The 19968-nt window shown below is 74.2% G+C and carries 23 protein-coding genes; 17 read left to right on the top strand and 6 right to left on the bottom strand.

Annotation, left to right across the window (positions count from 1 at the left end; all coding sequences use genetic code 11):
* The 6 genes from Aeryth_RS14890 to Aeryth_RS17715 are packed head-to-tail and all read left to right on the top strand — an operon-like array spanning position 1 to position 4030.
* Complete coding sequence (locus tag Aeryth_RS14890; RefSeq protein ID WP_067860326.1) at positions 1-1665, top strand: hypothetical protein; 1665 nt, start codon at positions 1-3, stop codon at positions 1663-1665.
* Entirely contained in the window at positions 1662-2300 is a 639-nt protein-coding gene (gene ccmA / locus Aeryth_RS18005) for a heme ABC exporter ATP-binding protein CcmA (protein ID WP_158509217.1), read from the top strand. Before Aeryth_RS14890 ends, ccmA begins: the two co-directional genes overlap by 4 nt.
* Positions 2297-2857: a stage II sporulation protein M gene (locus Aeryth_RS14880; protein WP_067860322.1), complete on the top strand. Its 561-nt coding sequence runs from the start codon at positions 2297-2299 to the stop codon at positions 2855-2857. Before ccmA ends, Aeryth_RS14880 begins: the two co-directional genes overlap by 4 nt.
* Before the next feature lie 17 nt (positions 2858-2874).
* Complete coding sequence (locus Aeryth_RS14875) at positions 2875-3105, top strand: hypothetical protein (protein WP_144433810.1); 231 nt, start codon at positions 2875-2877, stop codon at positions 3103-3105.
* Positions 3102-3635 carry a hypothetical protein gene (locus Aeryth_RS14870; protein ID WP_067860318.1) on the top strand — a complete coding sequence of 178 codons (534 nt, stop codon included), beginning with the start codon at positions 3102-3104 and terminating at the stop codon, positions 3633-3635. The genes Aeryth_RS14875 and Aeryth_RS14870 overlap by 4 nt, the downstream gene beginning before the upstream one ends.
* Complete coding sequence (locus Aeryth_RS17715; protein ID WP_144433809.1) at positions 3632-4030, top strand: hypothetical protein; 399 nt, start codon at positions 3632-3634, stop codon at positions 4028-4030. Before Aeryth_RS14870 ends, Aeryth_RS17715 begins: the two co-directional genes overlap by 4 nt.
* On the opposite strand, the gene Aeryth_RS14865 is transcribed toward Aeryth_RS17715, so the two are convergent.
* A complete protein-coding gene (locus Aeryth_RS14865) occupies positions 3960-5426 on the bottom strand; it encodes a flavin-containing monooxygenase (RefSeq protein WP_067860316.1) in 1467 nt (488 codons plus the stop codon). The two genes, Aeryth_RS17715 and Aeryth_RS14865, sit on opposite strands and share 71 nt — an antisense overlap.
* 67 nt (positions 5427-5493) lie before the next feature.
* Here Aeryth_RS14865 and Aeryth_RS14860 point away from each other — a divergent pair, with 67 nt between their 5' ends.
* Positions 5494-6108, top strand: a complete 615-nt coding sequence (locus Aeryth_RS14860) for a TetR/AcrR family transcriptional regulator (RefSeq protein ID WP_067860314.1) — start codon at positions 5494-5496, stop codon at positions 6106-6108.
* 302 nt (positions 6109-6410) lie between these two features.
* On the opposite strand, the gene Aeryth_RS14855 is transcribed toward Aeryth_RS14860, so the two are convergent.
* Positions 6411-6902: an inorganic diphosphatase gene (locus Aeryth_RS14855; RefSeq protein WP_067860312.1), complete on the bottom strand. Its 492-nt coding sequence runs from the start codon at positions 6900-6902 to the stop codon at positions 6411-6413.
* Between the two features lie 98 nt (positions 6903-7000).
* On the opposite strand from Aeryth_RS14855, the gene dacB reads away from it, so the two are divergent.
* The 7 genes from dacB to Aeryth_RS14820 all read left to right on the top strand — a co-directional run bounded on the left by dacB (position 7001) and on the right by Aeryth_RS14820 (position 13673).
* A complete protein-coding gene (gene dacB / locus Aeryth_RS14850) occupies positions 7001-8404 on the top strand; it encodes a D-alanyl-D-alanine carboxypeptidase/D-alanyl-D-alanine endopeptidase (protein ID WP_067860310.1) in 1404 nt (467 codons plus the stop codon).
* A gap of 105 nt (positions 8405-8509) precedes the next feature.
* Positions 8510-9658, top strand: coding sequence for a peptidoglycan-binding domain-containing protein (locus Aeryth_RS14845; RefSeq protein ID WP_144433808.1), 1149 nt, complete (start codon positions 8510-8512; stop codon positions 9656-9658).
* Between the two features lie 62 nt (positions 9659-9720).
* Positions 9721-10338, top strand: a complete 618-nt coding sequence (locus tag Aeryth_RS14840; RefSeq protein WP_067860305.1) for a hypothetical protein — start codon at positions 9721-9723, stop codon at positions 10336-10338.
* Between the two features lie 80 nt (positions 10339-10418).
* Positions 10419-10661: a BatC protein gene (locus tag Aeryth_RS14835; RefSeq protein WP_067860303.1), complete on the top strand. Its 243-nt coding sequence runs from the start codon at positions 10419-10421 to the stop codon at positions 10659-10661.
* A gap of 3 nt (positions 10662-10664) precedes the next feature.
* Positions 10665-11903, top strand: coding sequence for a cupin domain-containing protein (locus tag Aeryth_RS14830; protein WP_202967676.1), 1239 nt, complete (start codon positions 10665-10667; stop codon positions 11901-11903).
* A 7-nt stretch (positions 11904-11910) separates the two neighbouring features.
* Positions 11911-12816 (top strand): sucrase ferredoxin, encoded by a 906-nt coding sequence (locus tag Aeryth_RS14825; RefSeq protein WP_067860301.1) that lies wholly within the window; start codon positions 11911-11913, stop codon positions 12814-12816.
* A gap of 41 nt (positions 12817-12857) precedes the next feature.
* Positions 12858-13673, top strand: coding sequence for an exonuclease domain-containing protein (locus Aeryth_RS14820; RefSeq protein WP_067860299.1), 816 nt, complete (start codon positions 12858-12860; stop codon positions 13671-13673).
* Here Aeryth_RS14820 and Aeryth_RS14815 read toward each other — a convergent pair.
* The 4 genes from Aeryth_RS14815 to Aeryth_RS14800 form a co-directional block, all read right to left on the bottom strand.
* Entirely contained in the window at positions 13670-14536 is an 867-nt protein-coding gene (locus tag Aeryth_RS14815) for an alpha/beta fold hydrolase (protein WP_067860297.1), read from the bottom strand. The two genes, Aeryth_RS14820 and Aeryth_RS14815, sit on opposite strands and share 4 nt — an antisense overlap.
* Before the next feature lie 71 nt (positions 14537-14607).
* The gene (locus tag Aeryth_RS14810; RefSeq protein WP_236749756.1) at positions 14608-15357 is read right to left on the bottom strand and encodes a lysophospholipid acyltransferase family protein; all 750 of its coding nucleotides are present in this window, start codon (positions 15355-15357) and stop codon (positions 14608-14610) included.
* A gap of 59 nt (positions 15358-15416) precedes the next feature.
* Positions 15417-16118, bottom strand: coding sequence for a lysoplasmalogenase family protein (locus Aeryth_RS14805; protein ID WP_067860293.1), 702 nt, complete (start codon positions 16116-16118; stop codon positions 15417-15419).
* 9 nt (positions 16119-16127) lie between these two features.
* Positions 16128-17093, bottom strand: a complete 966-nt coding sequence (locus Aeryth_RS14800) for a sensor domain-containing diguanylate cyclase (RefSeq protein ID WP_067860290.1) — start codon at positions 17091-17093, stop codon at positions 16128-16130.
* A gap of 135 nt (positions 17094-17228) precedes the next feature.
* Here Aeryth_RS14800 and Aeryth_RS14795 point away from each other — a divergent pair, with 135 nt between their 5' ends.
* Genes Aeryth_RS14795 through Aeryth_RS14785 form a run of 3 tightly spaced genes read left to right on the top strand, consistent with a single transcriptional unit; the run spans position 17229 to position 19944 of the window.
* On the top strand, positions 17229-18368 hold the full coding sequence (locus Aeryth_RS14795; RefSeq protein ID WP_067860288.1) for an acyl-CoA dehydrogenase family protein: 1140 nt from the start codon (positions 17229-17231) through the stop codon (positions 18366-18368).
* Between the two features lie 13 nt (positions 18369-18381).
* Positions 18382-19143 carry an SDR family NAD(P)-dependent oxidoreductase gene (locus tag Aeryth_RS14790; RefSeq protein WP_067860285.1) on the top strand — a complete coding sequence of 254 codons (762 nt, stop codon included), beginning with the start codon at positions 18382-18384 and terminating at the stop codon, positions 19141-19143.
* A 33-nt stretch (positions 19144-19176) separates the two neighbouring features.
* Positions 19177-19944, top strand: a complete 768-nt coding sequence (locus tag Aeryth_RS14785) for an enoyl-CoA hydratase/isomerase family protein (protein WP_067860283.1) — start codon at positions 19177-19179, stop codon at positions 19942-19944.
* Positions 19945-19968 lie beyond the last annotated feature (24 nt).

Below are 19968 nucleotides of genomic sequence, written 5' to 3'. Positions count from 1 at the left end.
GTGCCTCCCGTCCCCGCCACCGGGGCGACCCTGTGCTCCGACCTCGGGGCGCAGGGTCGCCGGTCGTCCCTCGCGGTGCTGCGCCGGTGCCTCGTCGTCGTGCCGTGGCTCCTGCGGTCGCGGCGCAACCGGGTCGCCGCCGAGCTCGGCCGCCACCCCCTCACCCCGACCGACCGTCGGCTCCTGGCGGCCGCCGTGACGTGGTCGCTCGCCTGCTCCGCGACGTGCGGTGCGATCGTCGTTGCCCTCGGCGACGGCACCCGGGTCGTAGCAGCCCTCGTCTGCGTGGCGGTCCTGGCGGTGGCGCCGCTCGCAGCAGGTGCCTTCCCACGGACGAGGACGGTCGGGCTCGTGCGCAGCGCCTACCACCGGGAGGGGCCGTGGTCCGGGCCGTCCGCGGTGTCCCTGGCGGTCGCCGACGGCATGGCGCGGCTGGCGAGCCTGCTCGGCGTCCTGCTCGTGTCGCTCGGGCCGGCGCTGGTCGTGGTGCTGGCGGCGCAGTGGGGCCCGGTCGTCGCCGTGCTCCTGGCGCCGGCGGTGCTCCTCCTCGGGGCCGCGGTCGGCGTGCTCGCCTGCGTCGGCTCGCTGCTGCGCCTCGGTGCCGGCGCCCACCTGGCCGTGTCGGTGGGATACCACGCCGACGTGCTCGTCCGTGCGGTCGGCGCCGCGGGAGTGGCAGGCGGCGGCGCGTACGTGGTCGGCAGGCTGGCGCGGGCGACGGATGCGTCGGGCCCACCGCAGGCCCTGCGCGACGTCCACGTCACCGGGCTCGGTGCGCTGCTGCTGGCCGCGGGCGCCGCGGCGGCGATCGGGACGTCGCTGGTGCTCCTCGCGCGGGTGGCCAGGTCCACCGGGCTCGAGCGGACGCTGCGTCGACTCGCCCGGCAGTCGGGTGCCGACGGCCCCGCCCCCGGGGAGCGGCTCGCGCCGAGCGCCTGGGAGGACGACGCCGTCGGCACCAAGGAGCGTGTGTTCGTCCGTCGCACGCGAGCCGGACGTCGCAGCGGCGCCGATGGCCTCGTCGCCGTCTCCTCCGCCCTCGTCGGCGGGGCCGTGGGTCTGGTCTCGAGCGGACTCGTCAGCTCGTCCACGGGGCGCCTCGTCGCACTGATGTTCGGTCTGCTGCTCGTGGGGGAGCTCGTCGGCGACGGGCTGCGCCGCGTCGACAGCGTCGACGCCGACGGGGCAGCGACGACGTGGCTGCTCGGGTCGAGACGACACGTGCGGCATCTCGTCCGCCTGCGCGCGGCCCGGCACGCCCGCACCCTGGCGGTCGTCGTCGCGTCCGTCCTGGTGGTGGCGACGGTCGCGACGTCCCTGCCCGGACCGCAGGTGGTCCTGGTCGGGGCCGCGGGCGCGCTGGTGGTCGTCGTGAGCACGATCGCGATCGTCGGCACGACCGCCCGGCACCCACGGTGGGACTGGACGAGCGTCGACGAGATCGGCATGCACCCGGCAGCGCAGGCCCAGCGGTTCGCGACCACCGGGGTCCTCTGGATGGTCGCCTTCTGCCTGGCCGCCGTCGGCCACCGCCTGGCCCCCACCACGGCCGGCCCGACGGGCGACGGCACGGTCCTGCCGCTCGCGGCCGCCGCCCTGCTCGTCCTCGGCGGGCTGGCCGTCGCCCCGTCCGCCGCCGTCGCCCTCGGACGGAGCACCCGGTGACGCCTCGACTCCCACGGGTCGCGGTGGAGGACCTCGTGGTCTCCTACGGCGCTGAGCCCGTGCTGCGGGGCCTGTCCTTCGAGGTCGGCGCGGGTTCGTGCGTCCGCGTCGCAGGGGGCAACGGAGCCGGCAAGACGACCCTGCTGTCCGTGCTCGCGGGACTGCTGCCCGCCGACTCCGGCGTCGTGCGCGTGGAGAGCGACACCGTGCAGCCCGGTGACCACCCGCCCCTGCTCGCGAGCCCAGCGCAGCTCTTCCCCTACCTCTCGGTGCACGAGCACCTGCTGATGACCGAGCGGTTCGCGCTCGAGCGCGGGCTCCAGGTCGACGACGCGCCCACCCCGGCCGACCTCGCGCTCGAGCACGTGGCCGACTCCCTCGCCGAGCGCCTGTCGCTCGGCCAGCGGCAGCGCCTGGCCATCGGCATGCTGCGGACGTCGGGCTCCGACGTCTGGCTGCTCGACGAGCCGTTCAACGGTCTCGACCAGGCCGGAGTCGCCGCGCTCCGCGAGCAGGTCACCGCACTCGTGGCCCGCCGTGGCGTCGCGGTCGTCGCGGCCCACCAGGCGTCGCACCTGGACGGGCTCGTCACCTCGACGCTGCAGCTCGACAGCGGTCAGGAGGTACCGACGTGAGCGTGTCGGCGACCCGTCGTCCAGGGGCGGCGCGTCGACCCGGTACGACGACGCGGCTGGTCGCCGGGTTCCTCGTGGTCGTCCTCGTCGCCGTCGTGGCCGGGACGGTCGCGGGCCACGCCCACCCCGCTGAGGCCGAGCGGAGCCGCGGGCGACCGGCGCACGCCGAGGAGATCCTGCAGCACAACCTCGTGGTCCTGGTGGTCGTGGGGGTGCTGGCGCTGCTGTCGGTCGGACTGCTCGCCGTGCTCTACCTGCTGCCGAGCTTCTGGATCGTGGGGTTCCAGGTGGGTCAGTCCTGGCAGGAGCACGGGCCGGGCCCGACCCTGCACGGCCTCCTCTGGCACGCGCCGCTCGAGCTCACGGCCTTCGCGCTGTGCGCCGCCACGGCGACGGTGCAGAGCCGACGGCTCTGGTCCGCGGCCGGTGGCCGAGAGCGCGGTGCGACCCGGGCGGCCGAGGTCCTCGGCCCGCTCCTGCGGGGGTGGGTGACGTCCGTGGGGCTCCTGGTCCTGGCCGCCCTGGTCGAAGCATCCCTGTCAGCCGGTCCCCGATGAAGAAGAAGGAGATCCTCATGGAAGAGAACGCCCCTGCCCACGGCCTGCCGGTCGTCCTGTCGGTGCTGCTGTCGCTCGCCGCCCTCCTGCTGGGCTGGCGCGGCGACATCGGTGTGGCATGGGCGGTCGTCGCGGTCCTGCTTGCCGGTGCCGCCCCGGCGCTGGCCCTCCTGCCGCACGGCCGTTGGCCGTCGGTGCTGGCGCTGCTGGGCAGCGTCGTCACGCTGGCGCTCGCCGTCGCCGCATGACCCGCAGGCGCCGCCCCGCGCTCCTCGTCGGGGCCCAGGTGCTCGCGGCGTACGTCCTCGTCGCGTGCGTGGCGCTGGAGGCGGGGACGCGGCGCGGCGGTGCGTCGCTGGACGCGGTGCCGGGCGAACACCCGCGCGGCGTCGTGGTCTCGCTGGGCGTCCTGGTGCTGCTCTCGCTGCCCGTGGTCGTGCTCCTGGCGCTGCTGCTCTCGGCGGCGATGCTCCAGGTGGCGCTCGGGCTGCTCGACGTCGAGCTCACCCTCGGCCGCGCCGTCGAGGTGATGCTGTGGGCGGCTGTCCCCCTGGCCATCCGCAACGTCCTGCTCGGCGGCGTCGCCCTCGCGGTCGGCGGCGAGCAGGCCGCAGCCCTCATCCGGTTCGGGGACCCGTTCGTCCTGGCCGCTGCCGTCGTGGTGGTCGCCCGGCTGCACGCGCTCGGGGTGCAGACGTGGCGGGCGACGGCGGCAGCGCTGTTCGTCGTGGGCCTGCCGATCGTCCTGCAGGTCGTGCTCGGGTCGAGCGCCGCATGAGCCGCCGACTCGCGGTGGTGGTCGTGCTGCTCGTCGCCGGCGTCGTCACGCTGGCTGCCCTGGCCCTGCAGCACCGCGTCGACGGCCGCCGCGCCGATGCCACCCGCGCGTTCGCCCAGGTCGTCCCGGGCCTGAGCGAACGAGAGGTGCGGGCGATCCTCGGACCGCCCGACCCCACCGTCCAGGACCTGGCGCCACCGGGCGGCGGCTGCGTGGTCTACGTGCGCGCCGACCGGACCACCGACCCGTTCGTGGCGTTGTGCTTCGTGGACGGACGGCTGCGGTGCCTCAGCACGGTCGGCCCGCCGACCGGTCGAGAGCGGGTCAGGCCGCCTTCTCCCACGCGAAGTCCTGCGCCTCGACCTTGCGCGTCGCCCACCAGTAGCGGAACGTGAAGCCGGGCCAGATCGTGCGGTTCTTGCCCTGGCTGTCGAGGTACCAGCTGGTGCAGCCGCCCTGGCTCCACACGCCCTTGCTGACCTTCTCCTGCAGGGCGTCGTTGAACTCGCGCTGCGCCTGCGACGTCGGCTCGACGGCCTGCGCACCACGCTCGTCCATCTCATCGAGCATCGCGATGATCCACTTCGTCTGCTGCTCGATCATGAACACGACCGAGTTGTGGCCGAGCGCCGTGTTCGGGCCCAGCAGGAAGAAGAAGTTCGGGAAGTCGGTGACCGAGATGCCCAGGTAGGTCTCGATGCCCTTCTCCTTGAACGTCTTCGACAGGTCGCGGCCACCCTTGCCGGTCACGTGCACCCACTCGAACGCGTCGGTCACGTGGAAGCCCGTGCCGTAGATGATGACGTCGGCCTCGCGGAACGTGCCGTCCTTGGCGCGGATGCCGTCGGCGGTGATCTCCTCGATGCCGTCGGTGACGAGCTCGACGTTGTCGCGGTTGTAGACCGGGACGTAGTTGTCGGTCTTGAGGATGCGCTTGCAGCCCAGGCGGTAGTCGGGGATCAGCTTCTCCGCGACCTCCGGGTCCTTCACGGTGCGGCGGATGTAGTCGGAGACCTTGTTCTCCATGACCTTGGAGACGTTCTGGAGCGGGCCGGTGAACGCCAGCTGCTGCGCCTCGTTCAGCCAGTACATGGCGTTGCGGTACGCGCGGGTCCCGCCGGGGAGCCTCTTGATGAAGGCGCCCTTGCGGCCCTCGATGTCGTGGTTGTGCTTCGGCACGACCCACGGCGCGGTGCGCTGGTAGACGTCGAGCTGCGCGACGTCGCCGACGATCTGCGGGATGAACTGGATGGCGCTCGCGCCGGTTCCGACGACTGCGACCTTCTTGCCGGTGAGGTCGACGTCGTGCTGCCACTGCGCGGAGTGGAAGCGCGGGCCGCTGAAGCTCTCGGCCCCGGGCAGGTCGGGGATGTTCGGGATGTGCAGGCCACCGATGCCGGACACGACGACGCGGGCGTCGTAGGTCTCCTTGCTCGTGCTGACCGTCCACCGCAGCCGGTCCTCGTCCCACACGGCGCCCGTGACCTCGGTGCCGAAGTGGATGACGTCGTAGAGGTCGTGCTTGCGCGCCACCGAGCGCATGTACTCCCAGATCTCCTGCTGGCCGGAGTACTCGCGGCTCCAGTCCTTGTTCAGCTCGTAGGAGAAGGAGTACATGTGGGACTGGATGTCGCACTCGGCGCCGGGGTAGGTGTTGTCGCGCCAGGTGCCGCCGACGTCGTCGGCCTTCTCGATGACGACGAAGTCGGTGCGCCCCGCCTCGCGCAGCTTCATCGCCATGCCCATGCCGCTGAAACCGGTACCGATGACCAGGGTGTCGGTGGTGATCATGTTTCGGATACTATCGGTATCCGAGTTCCGTGACCAGTGTCGCGGACCACGTCACAGGGAGGCAGCGGTGAGCGTCGACAGCGAGCGCGGCACCACGCGCGCGGAACGCCAGGCCCAGACCCGTGAACGGCTCGTCGAGGTCGCGCGCGAGCTCTTCCTCGCCGACGGCTACGCCGGTACCTCGCTCGACAAGGTCGCCGTCGCGGCCGGATTCTCCAAGGGCGCCGTGTACTCCAACTTCTCCGGCAAGGAGGAGCTCTGCATGGCCGTGCTCGACACCATCCACGAGGAGCAGGTCGAGGGCGTCGTCGCCGCGTTCACCGCCGACACCGACCTCGACGGACGGATCGACGCCTTCGCCGCCTGGGTGCGCGAGAAGCTCGGTAAGCCGCGCTGGACGGCGCTCGAGGTGGAGTTCGCGGCCGTCGCGCGCCAGAGCCCCTGGGTCGCCGGCGAGCTCGTGAAGCGTCACCGGATGCTCGTCACGGCCAGCGCCGACCTGATCGACCGCGTCCTCGCCGACGCCGGCCTCCGCCTCGACTTCGGCGCCCACAAGGCCGCCGTCGCGCTCCTCAGCCTCGGCATCGGCCTGGGCGCCATGCGCTCGCTCGACCCCGAGCTCGACGTCGACGTCTTCGCCGAGACGATGCGCGCGCTGCTGCGCAGCTCGACCTCAGCCTGAGGTCAGGCTGGGTCTGGACGCGCGCCAGGTTTCCGCTGGTCGAGTCGTCAGGACGGCGAGCGCCAGCGAGCTTGTCCTGACGTATCGAGACCACCCGGCAACGGCTCAGCGTGCCTGCGTCGACGTGCTCGGGACTGGACGCTCACCAGGTCTCGATCTCCGCCGCGGCTACGCCCCTCGTGCGGCGGCTCCAGCGGGACCGGCTTCGCCGGTGCACCACTCGTCCGTCGCGGCTACGCCCCTGCTGCGACGGCTCCACCTCCCCGAACCGCTCGGGCGCGGAGCGCCCTCGGGTTCGGTGATCAGTAGCCGCCGTTGTCCTTGAAGCGCTGGAAGCTGCGCTCGATCTCGGCCTCGGCCTCGACGCGGCCGGTCCAGTTGGAGCCCTCGACGGACTTGCCCGGCTCGAGGTCCTTGTAGACCGTGAAGAAGTGCTGGATCTCCAGGCGGTCGAACTCGGCCACGTGGTGGATGTCGCGCAGGTGCTCCTGGCGCGGGTCGGTCGCGGGGACGCACAGGACCTTGTCGTCGCCACCCGCCTCGTCGGTCATCCGGAACATGCCGATCGCGCGGCACGTGATCACGCAGCCGGGGAAGGTGGGCGACGGCAGCAGCACGAGCGCGTCGAGCGGGTCGCCGTCCAGGCCCAGGGTGTCGTCGATGAAGCCGTAGTCGGCCGGGTACTGCGTCGCGGTGAAGAGCGTGCGGTCGAGGCGGATCCGGTGGTCCTTGTGGTCGACCTCGTACTTGTTGCGCTCCCCCTTGGGGATTTCCACGGTCACATCGAAGATCACGGGCCGGGCCTCTCGTGGGTTGCTGATCGTCCGAGCGAGGTGTCGCCGGGGCCGGACGGACCACCGGGCCTGCGCTCTGGGTGCATAGTCTGGCCCATGTGACGCGACGTGACCGAGGCAGGGTCGGGCTGCCGTGGCTGCTGGGCACCCTCGTGCTCGTCGGCGCGCTCGTCGCCGCCGTCGCGTTCGGATGGACCACGGGGCGGCTCAACCCGCTCGTGTGCGGCGGTGCCTGCGGTCCCGAGGCCGTCGCGACCCCGGCCGGGCTCACCCTCGACACGGTGCCCGAGCGCACCGCCCCCGACCCCGTCGTCACCCGACGTCCCGACCCCGACGCCGTGCGCGCCGCCGTGGGGGGCCTGCTCGACGACCCCGACCTCGGCGGGCGCGTCGGCGTGAGCGTCTTGGCGCTCGACGGCACGTCGCTGCTCGACCGGGACGCGTCGGCGACGTTCGTGCCTGCGTCGACGACGAAGCTGCTCACGGCGTACGCCACGTTGTCCAGGCTCGACCCGACCGCGCGATTCTCGACGTCGACCGTGCTGGACGGCGAGCAGGTGGTGCTGGTCGGCGGCGGCGACCCGTACCTCGCCTCGACCCGGCCCAGTCGACCCACGCGTGTCGACCGCGCCGACCTGCGCACCCTCGCGAGGCGCACCGCCGACGCGCTGCGGGCCGCCGGCCGCACGACCGTGCGGATCGGCTACGACGCCGGCCTGTTCACGGGGCCCGCCGTCAACCCGACGTGGGAGTCCTCCTACGTCGCCGACCAGGTGGTCACGCCCGTCAGCGCCCTGTGGGCCGACCAGGGGGAGCGTGACGGTGTCCGGAGCACCACCCCCGCGCAGGACGCCACGGCGCGCTTCGCCGGCTACCTGCGCGACGCCGGCATCCGCGTGCGCGGCGACGCGACCCGCGCCGACCCCGGCTCGAGCGCCCAGCCCCTGGCCGTGGTGCGCAGCGCCACGGTCGCGCAGGTCGTCGACGCGATGCTCGTGCGCAGCGACAACGAGGCCGCCGAGGTGCTGCTGCGGCACGTGGGCATCGCCGCCGGCGGCGCGGGCAGCGTGGCCGACGGGACCCGCGCCGTCGTGGCCACGCTGCGCGAGAACGACGTCCCGGTCCCGGGCCTGCGGCTGCGCGACGGCAGCGGGCTGTCGCGCGCCAACCGGATCGCGCCGGCGACCCTGGCCGGCGTGCTGCGCGCGGCCTCGGCGCGGGCGGCCACCGCGCCGCTGCTGGCGGACCTCCCGGTCGGCGGGTTCACCGGCACGCTCGCGAACCGGTTCGGCACCGACTCCGCCGGTCGCGGCCTGGTCCGGGCGAAGACCGGCACGCTGACCGGCGTGCACTCCCTCGCCGGCTACGTCACCGACCGCGACGGCACGCCCCTCGTCTTCGCCGTCATGACCGACGACACCGAGGACGTGAACCCCTTCGTCACGCAGGCCGCGGTCGACGACGTGGCCGCCGCCCTGGCCGGCTGCTCCTGCGGCGGCTGAAGAACAGTCCTGTAGTTCTCGCGTTCTCGTGGCAGGAGTGACGTGTGGGACGCAGGATGGTGGTCCCGCCGGGTGGGGAAGCCCGACGGGTCGAGGGAGATCATCATGCGCAGGCTCGGGCTCGCGTGTGTCGCCGCACTGCTGTGCGCGACCACGCTCACCGCCATCAGCGGCACCACGTCGACGGCGGCATCGTCGACCCCGGTGGCGTTCCCGTCGAAGCCGAAGGGGCTCAAGGCGCCCGTGACGCTGCCGAAGGACGTCGACCCGGCCTCGGCGTACGTGCCGCAGGTGGCCTGCCAGCCCGGCACGCCACGCGGCGTCGCGCTGACGCGTGACCTGGTCATGCGCACCTACGGCGTCGGCGGCGCGGGGAACACGGCCCGCAGCTGCACCGAGGGGGTCTCCGAGCACGCCGACGGCCGCGCGTGGGACTGGATGGTCGACGTCACGAAGCCGTCCGAGCGCGCCGCGGCGGCGGACTTCCTGGCCTGGCTCACGAAGGACGGCGGCACGAACGCCCGGCGACTGGGCGTCATGTACGTCATCTACAACGAGAAGATCTGGGCCATCTACCGGGCCAAGGAGGGCTGGCGGCCCAGCTCGGGCCACCGCGACCACGTGCACGTCTCGTTCAGCTGGAACGGTGCCCGTGGCACCACCAGCTTCTGGACGGGCAAGGTCCACCCGGTCGACTACGGTCCGTGCGCCCGGTACAGCGGCCAGCCCGGCGTCGTGAACGGCCAGGCACGCACGACTCCCTGTCCCGCGCTCACCGCCCTCGTGCGCAAGACGTCGCGCAGCACCGAGGAGCTCGGCTCGCGCGCGTCGACCGTGCGTTCGGCGCAGACCGCGCTGGGCGTCAAGGTCACCGGCACGCTCGACACCACCACGCGGTCCGCGCTCGCGCGCTACCAGAAGGCGCACGACCTGCCGCCCACGGCGACCCTCGACCAGCCGACGTGGTCCTCGCTCGTCCCGGCCAGCACGACCTGGGACGCTGCCGGCTCGATGACGTCGGGCGAGGCGGCGCGCTACGGCGCGAAGAACTACCCGACCACCCTCGGTCCGTGGGCGACGGGCAAGTCCGTGCTGGTGCTGCAGGTCGCGCTCGCGGTGCCGCGCGCCGACCGCAACGGTTACCTCGGGCCGCGGACCGTCGCCGCCGTCAAGGCGCGGCAGCAGGCGCTCGGTCGCCCGGTCACGGGTCGCTGGTCGAAGGCCGACTGGGCGGCGCTGGCAGCAGCCTCCTGACCTGCGACGACGCCGTCGCCGTTGGACTGGTGCACGGCCGCCGGCCGCGCGACGATGGGTCCATGAGCGACGACCAGGTGCAGCGACCGGCCCGCGACGACCACGACGTCGACCGCAGCCACGGCAAGGACGAACGACGCTACGTGCCCTCCGAGGTCGACCCCAAGCGATGGGTCAAGCGCCTCGCGGCCGTGCTGGTGGGCGTGGCCGTGGTCTACCTGCTGGCCCTCGTGGCGGGGGCGTTCTTCCCGCGCTGGTGGGCGCAGCGCGTGGCCGACCAGGTCAACGGCGACATCACGAGCGGCGTCCTGTGGGGGCTCTTCTACGGGTTCGTGTTCACCATCGTGCCGCTGCTCGTCGTCGTGCAGCTGCGCCGGCGGTTCTTCAGCTGGACCTGGCGCGGGATCCTGCTCCTCGTGGCCGTCGTGCTGGCCGCCCCCAACTGGTTCACGCTGTCGATCGTCGTCGGAGCCGGCAGTGCCGCGCACGCCGGCGAGCGGATCCTCGACGTCGACGCGCCGGGCTTCCGCGTGGCCAGCGCGATCGGTGCGGTGGGAGCCGTCGCACTCGTCGTCATCCTCACCGTCACGGGCGCGCTGGCCCACCGTCGCAGGCGCCAGGTGCGCGACCTCAAGGGTCAGCTGCACGAGCGCGACGAGCGTCCCGGGACGGGCGCCTGACGCCGAGTTGCGACGTCCGCGCACGGTGCCAGGCTGGGTCTCGCGGCACCCGCCGCGTACCCGACTCGAGGAGGAACCTCATGAGCGAGCAGAACCTTGAAGGACCCGCTGACGGTGGCGCCGAGGGCACCCCGGGTGTCCAGGACGGCGGCGCCGACGGTGGCGCCGAGGGCCCCGCTGACGGTGGCGCCGAGGGCACGCCGGGCGTGCAGGACGGCGGCGCTGACGGTGGCGCCGAGGGCCCCGCTGACGGTGGCGCCGAGGGCACGCCGGGCGTGCAGGACGGTGGCGCCGACGGTGGCGCCGACGGCTCGGCGCACTGAGTCGTGACCACCACCGAGCAGGGCGGGCCGACCGGGACGACGTCACCTGACGTCGCCCCCGGTCGTCCGGCCCTGCGTCGGCTGGTCGTCGACCCCGTCGGCTTCGCCGCCGACACGTGGGGTCGGGCGCCGCTGCTCACCCGCGCGGCCGACCTGCCCGGCGCCTTCGACGACCTCTTCGGCGAGACCGCGGTCGACGACCTCGTCTCCACCCACGGCCTGCGCACCCCCTTCCTGCGGGTCGCGAAGGACGGCAGCACCCTGCCCACCCGCGCCTTCACGTCCGGCGGCGGCGTGGGTGCCGGCATCGCCGACCAGGTCGACGACACGCGCCTCACGGCACTGTTCGCCGACGGCGCCACGCTCGTGCTGCAGGCCCTGCACCGCACCTGGCCCCCGGTCGTGGCGTTCGCCCAGCAGCTCGTCGCCGACCTGGGCCACCCCGTCCAGGTCAACGCGTACGTCACGCCGCCGCAGTCGCGCGGCTTCGACGACCACTACGACGTGCACGACGTGTTCGTCCTGCAGATCTCCGGCGCCAAGCGCTGGCGCATCCACGCCCCCGTCCACGAGGCGCCCTTGCGCGACCAGCCCTGGACCGACCGTCGCGAGGCCGTGCGCGCCGAGGCGGAGCGCGAGTGCCTCATCGACGAGGTGCTCGAGCCCGGCGACGTCCTGTACCTCCCGCGCGGCACCCTCCACGCCGCGACGGCGCTCGGCGACGTCAGCACGCACCTGACGTTCGGCGTCCACACCTGGAACCGCCACCACCTCGCCGAGGAGGTCGTGGCCGCGGCCCTGGCTGCGGTCGCCGACGACCCCGACGTCCGCACGTCGCTGCCCCTGGGCGTCGACGTCGCCGACCCCGACGACCTCCACGCCCACGCCGAGCTGGTGCGCGACCGGCTGCTGGCCGCCGTCCGCGCCGTGCCCACCGACACGCTCGCCGCCGCGCTCGGGGGGCGCGACGGCACGTCGGGCCGCGCCGCACCCGTGGGTCCGCTGGCGCAGCTGCGCCTGGCCCAGGGGCTCACCGACGACACCGCGCTCGTGCTGCGCGGCAGCCTGGCGGCGCACGTCGCGGACGGGCACCTGCGCGGCCGGGGGGTCGACGTCGACGTCGCCGACCTCGAGGCCGACGTGCTCCACGGGCTGCTCGACGGCCAGGTGGTCACCGTCGCCCGTCTCGGGCACGAGACCGCGCGCCGGCTCGTCGCCGCGGGCGTGCTCGTGGCGGCCTGAGCCGCCCGTGGCCGACCTCGACGACCTCTGCGCCGCGCGCGCCCGCGTGCGCGCCGACCCCCTCCCGGGCACGGCGCTGCACGTGCAGCGGCTGCTGCTCGTCGAGCACCAGGGCCCGTGGCCGTTCCACGCGCTCGAGTCCGAGGGGCTGGACCCCGACGTCGTGGCCCGGCTCGTCGAGGCCACCCGCGAGGCGGGCGGTCGGACCGTCCTGATCCGCCGACCGGGGCGCCGCAGCGACGCCGACGGTCCCCGCGCGTGGGCCGTCGTCGACGTCCCCGCCGGCCGGCTGCGCTGGGGCACCTGGACCGAGCCGGCGGACCTGCTCGACTCGTGCCCCGTGCTGCGCGAGCCCGCCGACCACGACGGCTGGACCGACGAGCCGGCCGTGCTGGTGTGCGCGCACGGACGCCACGACACCTGCTGCGCCGTGCGCGGTCGTCCGGTGGCCGCCGCGCTCGCCGAGCGGTTCGGCGACGCGGTGTGGGAGTGCAGCCACGTGGGTGGCGACCGGTTCGCGGCGAACGTCGTGGTGGTGCCCGACACGACCTACTACGGCGGGCTCGACGACGACACGTCGCTCGACGTGATCGACGAGCACCTCGCGGGGCGTGTGACTCCCTGGGCGCTGCGCGGCAGCAGCGCGATGCCGCCCGTGGCGCAGGCGGCCGCGGTCGCCGTGCACGAGCGGTGGGGTCCGGCGGGCCCGCGCGACGTGCAGTGCGTCGAGGTGACCGCGCTGGCCGGCGACCGCTGGCGGGTGCGCCTGTCGTGCGACGGCATCCTCCCGCCACGGGTGGTCGCCGACGTGCGCGCGGTGCAGCGCGAGGCCGCCGTGCTCACCTGCCAGGCACCTCGGGCGACGTCGGCCCGGGCGTTCGTGGTCGACGCGCTGGAGCCCGACGGCCGGTGAGCCTCCCCGGAGTTGTCCGTCCCGCCGCCTAGCGTCGGGCCGTGCGCACCAACCGGTTCGAGGGCTTCTGCGCCGCCTGCACCCTCCACGTGCTCGCGGGAGCCGGCCGGCTCACCGGCACGCCGGGCGCCTGGCGCACGTGGTGCGTCGCCTGCGCACCCCGCCCGCCGGCACGGGGCGGGCACGACGGGTGGCACCGGCTGCCGCTCGCCTCGCTCGACCTCGAGACCACCGGCACCGACGCGCTGCACGACCGCGTGGTGAGCTTCGCGCTGCTCGACGAGCCCGGCTTCGAGATCGCCGGCCTCGTCCGGCCGGACGTCCCCGTGCCCGAGGCAGCCGCCGCCGTCCACGGCATCACGGACGCGATGCTGCAGGACGCCCCGACGTCGGCGGAGGCGCTGCCGGTCGTGCTCGACTGGCTCGCGACGCTCGCCGAGCGCCGGGTGGGTCTCGTGGTGTTCAACGCCTGCTACGACCTGTCGATGTTGCGCGCCGAGGCGCGCCGGCACGGGCTCGCCGAGCCCGACTGGGAGCGGTTGCTCGTCGTCGACCCGTACGTCGTCGACTGGGGGATCGAGCGTGGCGCGCTGGGTCGTCGTCGCCTCGGCGACGTCGCCGCCTACTACGGGGTCGCGCTCGACGGTGCCCACGACGCCACGTGCGACGCGGTCGCCGCGCGACAGGTGGCGGTCGAGCTGGCGGCCAGGCACGCCGACGTCGGCACGCTCGACCTGGAGCAGCTCATGCACGCCCAGCGCGGGTGGTACGCCGAGCGCGCGGAGGACTGGAACGCCTACGCGCGGCGGGTCGGCCGCGACCTCGACGACCCCGCCGGCTGGCCGCTCGTCGGCTAGATGGGCCGGGGGGCCTCGGGGTCGACGCCCCGGACACGGTCCAGGATCGCCGCCGCGGCCGCGTCGGGCGCCTGCTCCGGGATCCAGTGCGTGACGCCCTCGAGCACCTCGTAGCGGTAGTCGGCGCTCACGTGCGCGCCGCACGCGTCGGCGCCGGCCCGACCGATGGCGAGGTCGTCGTCGCTCCAGACGAAGGTGGTCGGCACGTCGACCGACGGCAACCCCGCCAGCTCCGGGGTCATGGCGCGGTACCAGCCGAGCGCCGCGGTGAGCGCCCCCGGCTCCTGCAGCTGCGCGACGTAGGCGTCGACGAGGTGCTGGGGCACGGCGCCCTGGTACATGGCGCGGAGCCGGCGGGCGTCGTCGGCGAGCAGGAGGTCCTCGGCCTTCCCCTCCCGTCGGAACAGCCCGATGTAGGAGCCGCGCTCGCGGGCGTCGGCGTCGTGGGCGAGCGCCGCGTTGTAGGCGGCCAGGTGCGGCACCGAGAAGGTGGTCAGGGTCTCGAGCCGGTGCCCGTGGTGCGCGGCGACGTACCACGCGACGGCCGCGCCCCAGTCGTGCCCGACCAGGTGGAAGCGGTCGAGCCCGAGCGCGTCGGCGAGGCTCACGACGTCCTGCGCCAGGCGGTCGGTGGCGTAGGCGGCGACGTCGGCCGGTCGGGCGCCGGGGGAGTAGCCCCGCTGGTCGGGGGCGACGACGCGCAGGCCGGCGTCGGCGAGCGCGGGCACCACGGGCGACCACGAGAGCGAGGTGGTCGGGAACCCGTGCAGCAGCACGACCGGCGTCCCGTCGTCCGGTCCGGCGTGCCGGACGTCGAACGTGAGGTCGCCGACCGCGACGGCAGTGGTCTCGGAGAAGGCCATGAGCACATCGTCGCGCACGAGAGGGGCTTCTGCGCCCGCTCGTCCCCAGGACACGCTGGACGGTCGCCGTCTCAGTCCGACGGAGCGCCCGCGCGCTGCAGTGCCGCGCGGTCGAGCGCGGCTCCGGTGGCCACGTCGGGGGCGGTGCCGCCGCGGTCGGCGTGGACCCACCACCGGTCGGCGTCGGACCTCGGCTGCTGCGGGTAGTGCCCGACCGCGTCGTCGAGCAGCCGCACCAGGGCCTCCCTCAGCCGCGCCGTCAGCTCCGCCACCGACTCGTCCTCGCGCGGCAAGAGCGGTTCGCCGACCACGACGTCGACCGCCACCCCGCGGCGCAGCGTGCGACGTCCGTCGACCGTGAGCAGCCGGTGCCCGCCCCACACGACGCAGGGCACGAGGGGGACGACGACCCCGGTCGTCCGGGTGGCGTGCAGGGCGAGTGCTGCGGCCCCCGGCTTCAGCCGCTTCACGCGGAAGGAGCGCGAGATGGTGGCCTCGGGGAAGACGCCCACGACCTCGCCCGACGTCACGAGGCGCCGGGCGTGGCGGTAGGCGCTCGCGCCCGTCCAGCGCTCGACCCGCACGTGCCCCATCGCGCGCATGAGCCGGCCGACGACGGGGGCGTCGAAGACCGAGGCCTTGCTCATGAAGCGCACGAGTCGTCCCCGCTGGCGCGCTGCCCACTCCAGCAGCACGAAGTCGAGGTAGCCGGTGTGGTTGGCGGCCAGCACCGCGGCACCGTCGCGCGGCAGGTGCTCGAGCCCACGAGCCCGCAGTCGCACGCCCCACGCGCGCAGCAGCAGAGCGCCGGCGCGGTTCACCCAGCGATAGGTCCGGTCGGAGCGGCGGGTCGCCCGTGCGGGCCGGGTCGGGTCGGGTCTCACGTCAGGGGTTCGCCGCTGGGCTGCCGGAGGACGGGGCCGCGCGTCGACAGGTCGCCCGACACGCGCAGCGCGCCGGCCGTCAGCAGCGCGATCGCCGCGCCGTAGAGGATCATGACGGCCACCGACACCGTGGCCGACCCCGGGTCGACGCGGCCCGCCTCGCCCAGGGCGATCAGCCCGTCGGAGACGAGGAAGAGGGCTCCGCCGACGCCCGCCAGCACGTCGACGCACGACGACGTGACGGCGGTCGCGAGCAGCAGCACGGCGTAGACCGGCACGACCGGACGCAGGTCGGCTGCGAGGCCGCCCCACGCCCACGCGACGCGGGCGACGCCGGCGAGGAGGTACGTCGCCACCAGGAGCGGGTGGGGGCGTCGCTCCCGCACCGCACCGGCGCGCACGAACAGCGTGACGAGGCAGACGTGGGCCGCCGCGAACGAGGCCATGCCGGCGACGAACAGCCCGTCGACCTCGAGCAGGAGGTCGCCGCCGAGGCACAGCACGAGCGCGGCCACGAGCAGCCCCGGACCCCGCTCGGCGACCACCCACGCCACGAGCACGGGTGCCAGCAGGCACTTCGTGACGCTGTCCCACGGGGTCGCGTCGGCCGCGAGGAGCACCAGGTGCACCGACAGCACGGCGACGAACGCGACCAGGAACGGGATCCCTCGCCACCCGCCGCTGTGCCGCTCGTCCATCGGCGCAGGCTACCCGGCGGCGGTGTCGGGCTCGCGTCGTGCGGCGCGGCGGGCCCGCTTGTCCTCGTACATCGACCGGTCGGCGCGTTGGAACGCCAGGTCGACCGGCTCGTCGCCGGGGAAGACGAGCGACCACCCGAAGGAGGCCTCCACGCCCTCGTGCTCCAGCGCGTCGCGGTAGCGCTGCAGCGTCCGGCTGAGCAGCCTCGGCGAGACGTCCTCCACCAGGACGACGAACTCGTCGCCGCCGTACCGCGCGAGGGTGTCGTGCGCGCCGCGGGCACGGGTCAGCGCGTGCGCGGTGCGCTGCAGGAGGGTGTCGCCGGCGGCGTGGCCGTGGCGGTCGTTCACGTCCTTCAGACCGTCGAGGTCGCACAGCACCACCGCGGCGAGGTCGCCGTACGCGCTCGCGCGGACCGCGGCGTCGGCGAGCACGGAGTCCCAGCCACGGCGATTGACGAGGCCCGTGAGCGCGTCGGTCTGGGCCAGGGCCTCCGCGGTGCGCCGCTCGCGGTCGTCGCTCTCGGCCCGGCGGGCGAGCGAGAGGTGGGCACCGAGCAGGTCGCCCAGCACGGCGAGCAGCTCGGCGTCGACGTCGGCCCCGTCGAGCGGGTCGACGCCCAGGCCGCAGAGCATGCCGAACATCTCGCCCTCCGGGTCGCGGATCGGCACGCCGGCGTAGCTGCGGGTGGCCCCGATGCGCAGGTCGCTGTACTGCGGGTGCGTGGTCACGTCGTCGACGATCGCGTCGGCCCCGAGGTCGAAGGCCCGGTGGCAGTAGGACTGGTCCCACGGCCGGCGGTCGCCGACCCGCACGAGCGTGCCGTTCGTGGTGTGCAGGAAGACCTGCTCGCCCTCGATCCGTCGGTTGACCGACCAGTCGCTGATCGGCGTGCTGCGCCTCAGGTACTCCACGACGCGGTTCGCGACGGCGCTGAAGGTGTCGGTCCCCGTGGCGGGGGAGAGCGGCTCCATGGCATCCATCCTGCCAAGGTTCCCGCCGCCTGCTGGTCGACTTCGGCGAAGACGCCGACGCAGTACCAAAGTGGGAGCGACAGTATCCGCCCTGGTACGCTGACCGCGTCGTCCCCCGTCGCCGGAAAGGCCGCCATGCCCGCCGATCGTCTGATGCCGACCCCCGAGTCGGCCGACCTCATCGCCCTCACGCGCGAGCTCGTCGACGACAAGCTGCGCCCTCGCGTCGACGAGGCCGAGCGCACCGCCACGTTCCCGCGCGACGTCTTCGCGATGCTGGGCCGTGCCGGCCTGCTGGGCCTGCCCTACCCCGAGGAGCTCGGCGGCGGAGGCCAGCCGTACGAGGTCTACCTGCAGGTCGTCGAGGAGATCGCCTCGGCCTGGGCGGCCGTCGGCGTCGGGGTGAGCGTCCACGCGCTCTCCTGCTTCGGGCTCGCCGAGGCCGGCACCGACGAGCAGAGGCAGCGCTGGCTGCCCGACCTGCTCGGGGGTGACCTGCTGGGTGCCTACTGCCTCTCCGAGGCGCACGCCGGCTCCGACCCGGCCGCGATGCGGACCAAGGCGGTCCGCCAGGGCGACGACTACGTCATCACCGGCGCGAAGGCCTGGACCACCCACGGCGGGCAGGCCGACTTCTACAAGGTCATGGCCCGCACGTCCGACGAGAAGGGGCGGGGCATCTCCTGCTTCCTCGTCCCGGCCGACGCCGAAGGCCTCACGGCCGACGTGCCCGAGCAGAAGATGGGGCTCATGTCCTCCACGACGGCCACGATGCTGTTCGACGGCGTCCGGGTGCCCGCGGAGCGACGGCTCGGCGCCGAGGGTCAGGGCCTGGCCATCGCACTCGCCGGCCTCGACGCCGGACGGCTCGGCATCGCCGCGGTGGCGGTCGGCGTCGCGCAGGGCGCCCTCGACGCCGCCGTCGCGTACGCCCAGGAGCGTGAGGCGTTCGGCCGGGCGATCATCGACCACCAGGGGCTCGGCTTCCTGCTGGCCGACATGGCCGCGGCCGTCGACTCCGCGCGTGCCACCTACCTGCACGCCGCCCGGCTGAAGGACGCCGGACGTCCGTACGGGCGGGCCGCGTCGGTCGCCAAGCTCGTCGCCACCGACAACGCCATGAAGGTGACCACCGACGCGGTGCAGGTGCTCGGCGGCGCCGGCTACACCAAGGACTTCCCGGTCGAGCGCTACATGCGCGAGACCAAGGTCATGCAGATCTTCGAGGGCACCAACCAGATCCAGCGGCTCGTCATCAGCCGGCACCTGAAGTAGGAAGAAGGAACCCATGCAGCTCACCGGAACCTCCGCCGTCGTCACGGGTGGTGCGTCGGGACTCGGCGCCGCGACCGCTGCCGCGCTGGCCGCCGCCGGCGCGGCCGTCGTGGCGGTCGACCTGGCGCAGTCCATCGAGAAGGCGCCCGACGTCGAGGGCGTCACGTACGTCGAGGCCGACGTGACCGACGAGGCGCAGGTGCGCAACGCCGTCGCGGCCGCCTCGGAGCAGGCACCGCTGCGCGTCGCGGTCAGCTGCGCCGGCATCGGCACCGCCGGTCGCGTGCTCGGCAAGGGCGGCCAGGGCATCCACGACCTCGGCCTCTTCGCGCGCATCGTCAACGTCAACCTCGTGGGCACCTTCACCGTGCTCGCGGTCGCGGCCGAGGCGATGGCCGCCACGGAGCCGCTCGAGCACGGCCAGCGCGGCGTCGTCGTCAACACCGCGTCGATCGCGGCGTTCGACGGCCAGATCGGCCAGGCCGCGTACTCGGCGAGCAAGGGCGGCGTCGTCGGCATGACCCTGCCCACGGCCCGCGACCTCGCGCAGTACGGCATCCGCGTGAACACGATCGCGCCGGGCATCATCGACACGCCGATGCTCGCCACGGTCGGCGAGGAGATCCGCGCCGCGCTCGCGAAGGGCGTGCCGTTCCCGCAGCGCCTGGGCCGTCCCGACGAGTACGCGCAGCTCGTCCGGATGATCGTCGAGCACGACTACCTCAACGGCGAGACCATCCGCATGGACGGCTCGCTGCGCATGGCCCCGCGATGAGCGAGGTGGCGGACGCACCGGGACACTGGGCCCATGACTGACGCCCCCGTCCTGCTCACGGTCGACGACGGCGTCGCCCACGTCGAGCTGAACCGTCCGGAAGCCTCCAACACGATCGACCTGCCCTACACGGCCGCGTTCGCCGACGTGCTCACGCAGGTGCGCGACGACGACGCCGTGCGGGTGGTGCTGCTCACGGGTCGGGGTCGGATGTTCTGCGCCGGCGGCGACCTCGGGGCGATGGACGCGGCGCCCGACCGCTCGGCGTTCCTGCAGGAGCTCGCCGATGCCTTGCACGTCGGCGTCCGGCTGCTCGACGGGCTCGAGAAGCCGGTCGTCGTCGGGGTGCAGGGTGCGGCGGCGGGCGCCGGTCTGTCGCTCGTGCTCGGCGGCGACCTCGTGGTGGCCGGCCGGTCGGCCGCGTTCGTCACCGCCTACACGTCGGTCGGCCTGACGCCGGACGGCGGGCAGTCGTGGCTGCTCCCGCGTGTGGTGGGGCTGCAGCGCGCGCTGGAGCTCACGCTGACGCCGCGCCGGCTCTCCGCCGAGGAGGCGCAGGCGTGGGGGATCGTCACGCGTGTCGTCGACGACGAGGCGGTGGCCGACGAGGCGCACGCGCTGGCCCGGCGTCTGGCCGACGGTCCCGCGCGGGCGTTCGGCCGGGCGCGTCGGCTCGTGCGCGGTTCCTTCGGGACGCCGCTGTCGGAGCAGCTCGACCGCGAGGCGCGCACCATCGCCACGTCGGTCGCGGAGCCCGAGAGCGCGGCCCTGATCACGCGGTTCCTGTCCCGCGGACGCTAGCGGCTCGGCCCGGCCGGGTCCGTC

This window comes from Aeromicrobium erythreum, assembly GCF_001509405.1.
Taxonomy (GTDB): domain Bacteria; phylum Actinomycetota; class Actinomycetes; order Propionibacteriales; family Nocardioidaceae; genus Aeromicrobium; species Aeromicrobium erythreum.
The sequence above is the reverse complement of the archived record's forward strand: the minus strand, read 5'-3'. Positions and strand labels throughout refer to the sequence as shown.

Bases quoted from the DNA above. Each gene is read 5' to 3' on its own strand.
- Aeryth_RS14795 (WP_067860288.1), top strand. From the start codon at position 17,229: ATGCCCGCCGATCGTCTGATGCCGACCCCCGAGTCGGCCGACCTCATC.
- Aeryth_RS14865 (WP_067860316.1), bottom strand. From the start codon at position 5,426: ATGATCACCACCGACACCCTGGTCATCGGTACCGGTTTCAGCGGCATG.
- Aeryth_RS14805 (WP_067860293.1), bottom strand. From the start codon at position 16,118: ATGGACGAGCGGCACAGCGGCGGGTGGCGAGGGATCCCGTTCCTGGTC.
- Aeryth_RS14835 (WP_067860303.1), top strand. From the start codon at position 10,419: ATGAGCGAGCAGAACCTTGAAGGACCCGCTGACGGTGGCGCCGAGGGC.
- Aeryth_RS14815 (WP_067860297.1), bottom strand. From the start codon at position 14,536: ATGGCCTTCTCCGAGACCACTGCCGTCGCGGTCGGCGACCTCACGTTC.
- Aeryth_RS17715 (WP_144433809.1), top strand. From the start codon at position 3,632: ATGAGCCGCCGACTCGCGGTGGTGGTCGTGCTGCTCGTCGCCGGCGTC.
- Aeryth_RS14800 (WP_067860290.1), bottom strand. From the start codon at position 17,093: ATGGAGCCGCTCTCCCCCGCCACGGGGACCGACACCTTCAGCGCCGTC.
- Aeryth_RS14785 (WP_067860283.1), top strand. From the start codon at position 19,177: ATGACTGACGCCCCCGTCCTGCTCACGGTCGACGACGGCGTCGCCCAC.
- Aeryth_RS14875 (WP_144433810.1), top strand. From the start codon at position 2,875: ATGGAAGAGAACGCCCCTGCCCACGGCCTGCCGGTCGTCCTGTCGGTG.
- Aeryth_RS14845 (WP_144433808.1), top strand. From the start codon at position 8,510: ATGCGCAGGCTCGGGCTCGCGTGTGTCGCCGCACTGCTGTGCGCGACC.
- Aeryth_RS14790 (WP_067860285.1), top strand. From the start codon at position 18,382: ATGCAGCTCACCGGAACCTCCGCCGTCGTCACGGGTGGTGCGTCGGGA.
- Aeryth_RS14840 (WP_067860305.1), top strand. From the start codon at position 9,721: ATGAGCGACGACCAGGTGCAGCGACCGGCCCGCGACGACCACGACGTC.
- Aeryth_RS14870 (WP_067860318.1), top strand. From the start codon at position 3,102: ATGACCCGCAGGCGCCGCCCCGCGCTCCTCGTCGGGGCCCAGGTGCTC.